We start from the raw sequence: 3,517 nt of genomic DNA, 5'->3' as shown, positions 1-3,517 counted from the left end.
TCATTGCAGTCGCTGCCTTACAATTTAATGCAGTATGCATGGCGGCGTTTGGGGTATCAATTCCCTCATTGGTCTCTGCATGATTTGAGGCGAACAGCACGAACAAACTTTTCTGATCTTACTGCGCCTCATATCGCAGAAATAATGCTCGGTCATAAACTGCCGGGGGTATGGCAAGTTTATGACAAGAGTGATTATTTAGAAGAACAGCGTAAAGCCTACCAGGCATGGTGGGAGAGAGTTGAATCGATTGTTACTTGTTCTGGTTCAGACACCAACTGACAGTTTGCATATTTTGAACGCAATAAAATATGACAGTCCGCTTTGAGCGAGGAGCGGATATATGATGTTTAGAAAACGCGCGATTTGCAGTTAAGCAATCTAAGTTACTGATGTACTATACTGGAACTGCTGGCCAGTTTGTGTTGAACACCATCATTATCACAATAAGGAAATGAAAGTCGAAATGAATACTAAACTTTTGGCCTATTTAAACAATGAGTTACATGGAGTGTGGATAGATAGTGAAAATCGTAATATCCACATAATACTTAAATCAAGCCTTCCTATAATTAAATCCGTCTGGTCAGGAGCACCTATCCACTTTTTGGTAGGTTTATCTACTAAAAATATACTAGTGATTGGGATGTTGATTGAAGATAATGTCGATAATCCATTTTTACTAGCCTATCCACCAAGAGAGGCAGATGAAATTAAAGGGCTGGATTTGTTATTGTCAGGCGCTTATGATGGTATTCTATTATCATTTTTTGACTCGCATACAATGCGTGTTATGGACCTGAAAATAAAAGTTTCGGAAAATTTACCGTGTGAATGTTTAAAAAAATTTTGTGCTAATTCATATTCTCTCAATTCAGGATTTAGGGAAGGTAATGAAGCAATGGATGAATTCTGCAACAATGCTTTGACTGGTAACGAGAAAATAATTAGTCTGCCACTAAGTGTAATCGATAAAAAATCTTACCTAGCAAGTGTTCATGAACCAAACGATACCGTATTAACATATGAATTTAGCGTCAGTGAAAACGGCTCTGAGGGATATGAGCAGGAAGCTCTTATATACCATGCTTTGCGGCAGGTCTTTTCACCGGAGGAAGTGTTTTTTTCTCCAGATATTATTGAGGGTAATAAAAAAAGAGAACTAGTTGATATTCTTATTGTAGAAAATGACTATGTATTATCTATACAGTCTAAAGCATCATCTTTGATTGAAATGGGTTTAAAATCTCATGAAAAGCTTTGTAGCATGTATAAGAAAAAAGCATTGCAAGGGATCGATCAGGTTAAAGGCGTTATCCCAATTCTAAATAATGATGTGGTTATTAATTATGACGGGAGGGAATGCTTAATAAAGCGCAGAAAGGGTATTTATCATTTAGTGATAATCTCAGATCTTGTTTTAGAGAAAGAAGGTGCTGAAAAGATTTATAACGAAATTAGCAACCTTAAAGAGTCAAAAGGGGCGAAAGTTTTAGTTATGAGCCTTGAAGGTCTTGTAAATTTTATAAGACTATCAAGATTAAATAAAAGAATGTTTTGGGCAATGCTGGAGACTAAATACAAGTTCAGCATAAAAAACCGTACAATTTTAATTAGAGATATCGACTCTAGCCAAGAGAATAATCTACCATTACTTGCCACTGATCAATACCTATCACTTCTTCGAGGTACGGGAAAATTAAAATAAATTGTATCAATGATACTGTTGCCACGTATCGAGACTGGCTTATGAACGGAAGGGTTTTCCAGCAGTTCAGCGACCGGAGCTGCACATCGATGCCGGATTGTGCCTGCAATTATGTACTTGGCTAAGAGGTGCTGCTGGCTCTGGATAGAATAACCCTAACGTCCAAAGAGCGCGCATTTTCATGTAAAAAAATAAATAGCTTGTCTGCTCTTGATACAGAGCAGACAGTCAGATCTGTTTGGCTTGTGCCATAGATGTGCCAGCTCACATTTGAGCTAATGTTTGTTACTCAATTACTCCTGCAAACCTGTATATCTTACGTGATGCCCATTTATTTGGGCAGGATTTAATATCAGGATCTGGAAAATCAGGCCGATATTTCTGACCAGTCCTCCGGTTTACACTGTTCCAGCGAAGCACCGTCGATATTGAAACGCCACAGAATTCGGCGACTTGTTTTGTTGTCATTAAGTTGTTCATTGTTGACCCTCCTGTGGTTGTGCAGTTGAAAGACTCATGCCCGCGCGTTGTTGCCAGACGACCCAGCCGAGAGCCATATCCCACGCCATGTACTCGTTATCACCGTTTTTTGCTCTCCGACGATCGACTGTTTTACCGAAACGCTTTTCCATAAATAATTCATAGGCTGCGCGTTCATCTGGCTCAACTTCCAGAGATGCCAGTGCAATCCGTGCCAGTTCTAAATCATCTTCAAGCTCAGCGCGAATCTCAGCGAATGCACTCTGTGTTAAGGCGAACTCAATGCTCTGCACTTTATTCCGTGCGCGCTCAAGCAGTGCATGGTAGTTAATTTCGGTTGTCATACCCCTACCTCTTCGAATTTCAATACCAATTGATCACCCCAGATTTCACATGACTCTGAACACGAGCCGGTATCGAATCGCCTGGCCTGTACCATCGCCTGATACAAATTTCTGTAGTCGCTGTTGGCAGACATTCTGGCAATTCCGTCAAGCGTCAGGTGACCACGGTACATAACGTCTTTACCTGTTCTGCGATGACCATCCCTGACGTGTTTGCCTGTAACCAGCTCATTAAAAACTCGCATCAGACCAGGTTCGTCTTTACATGCAAGCCCCAGCTTTTGCGTTGACTTTTTGATGCAGAAAACACAGTTCCCGAGATGCTCCGGGATTTGCAAATCAAAAGGTTGTTTTCGCCACCACCGGATAACATCCGACTTATCAAAATCTGACAGTTCGGCAAGATACCGGACGCCCGATTTCGGTTTCAGCCTACGGGGTTCGTCTGCACGAATACCCAGCCATGTGATGTAATTACCTCGCCCGAAATGGTTATCGCAGTATTTCGTGAAAGGGATGAGTTTTAGCCTGTCAGTACAGAACGCGCCGCCGATGTATGGCGTGCCGTACTTTTTAACCATGTCCATAAACGGTTTAAGTACCGGCATTCGCGTCTGAATATCCTTTGGCTCCCATTCTGTATAACCATTTGGCTGCCCAAGCTCAGGATTGATATCGACCTGCAACACAGTTAGTGGTATGCCCCAGAACTTCACAACCTCCCGAATAAAGCGGTATGTCAGCGGATGTTCGCAACCGGTATCCATAAAGATGTAGCAGACGTTATTGCCAGCCTTTCTTTGTTCTTCCATCAGGTGAACAAGATATGCAGATGTTCTCCCGCCGGAAAAACTAACTACATGAGTTATGCACATTTGCGTAACTCCGATAACTCGTTAAAACGTTCCATAAACATCCCGTAGGCATGTCCTGGTGCCAGTGGAATCACTTTGAACATCTCTGTTGCCGGGATACCTTCCAGTAC

3 protein-coding genes and 2 pseudogenes are annotated in these 3,517 nt (G+C 41.8%); 2 read left to right on the top strand and 3 right to left on the bottom strand.

What is annotated here, in order from left to right:
- Together RTW80_RS23240 and RTW80_RS23235 are read left to right on the top strand one after the other, a co-directional pair.
- Positions 1 to 282 (top strand): annotated as a pseudogene (locus RTW80_RS23240) (integrase); the annotation flags it as partial.
- Between the two features lie 184 nt (positions 283 to 466).
- Entirely contained in the window at positions 467 to 1,708 is a 1,242-nt protein-coding gene (locus tag RTW80_RS23235; protein ID WP_015364392.1) for a hypothetical protein, read from the top strand.
- A gap of 476 nt (positions 1,709 to 2,184) precedes the next feature.
- On the opposite strand, the gene RTW80_RS23230 is transcribed toward RTW80_RS23235, so the two are convergent.
- The 3 genes and pseudogenes from RTW80_RS23230 to RTW80_RS23220 form a co-directional block, all read right to left on the bottom strand.
- A complete protein-coding gene (locus tag RTW80_RS23230) occupies positions 2,185 to 2,532 on the bottom strand; it encodes a hypothetical protein (protein ID WP_000206056.1) in 348 nt (115 codons plus the stop codon).
- Positions 2,529 to 3,407 (bottom strand): phosphoadenosine phosphosulfate reductase family protein, encoded by an 879-nt coding sequence (locus RTW80_RS23225; protein ID WP_000335011.1) that lies wholly within the window; start codon positions 3,405 to 3,407, stop codon positions 2,529 to 2,531. Before RTW80_RS23225 ends, RTW80_RS23230 begins: the two co-directional genes overlap by 4 nt.
- Positions 3,398 to 3,517 (bottom strand): annotated as a pseudogene (locus RTW80_RS23220) (HD family hydrolase); the annotation flags it as partial. The gene RTW80_RS23225 and the pseudogene RTW80_RS23220, both read right to left, overlap by 10 nt.

The sequence above is a fragment of the Escherichia sp. AM3 genome (assembly GCF_032029835.1).
Classification (GTDB): domain Bacteria; phylum Pseudomonadota; class Gammaproteobacteria; order Enterobacterales; family Enterobacteriaceae; genus Escherichia; species Escherichia coli.
This window is presented reverse-complemented; position numbering and strand designations above follow the sequence as displayed.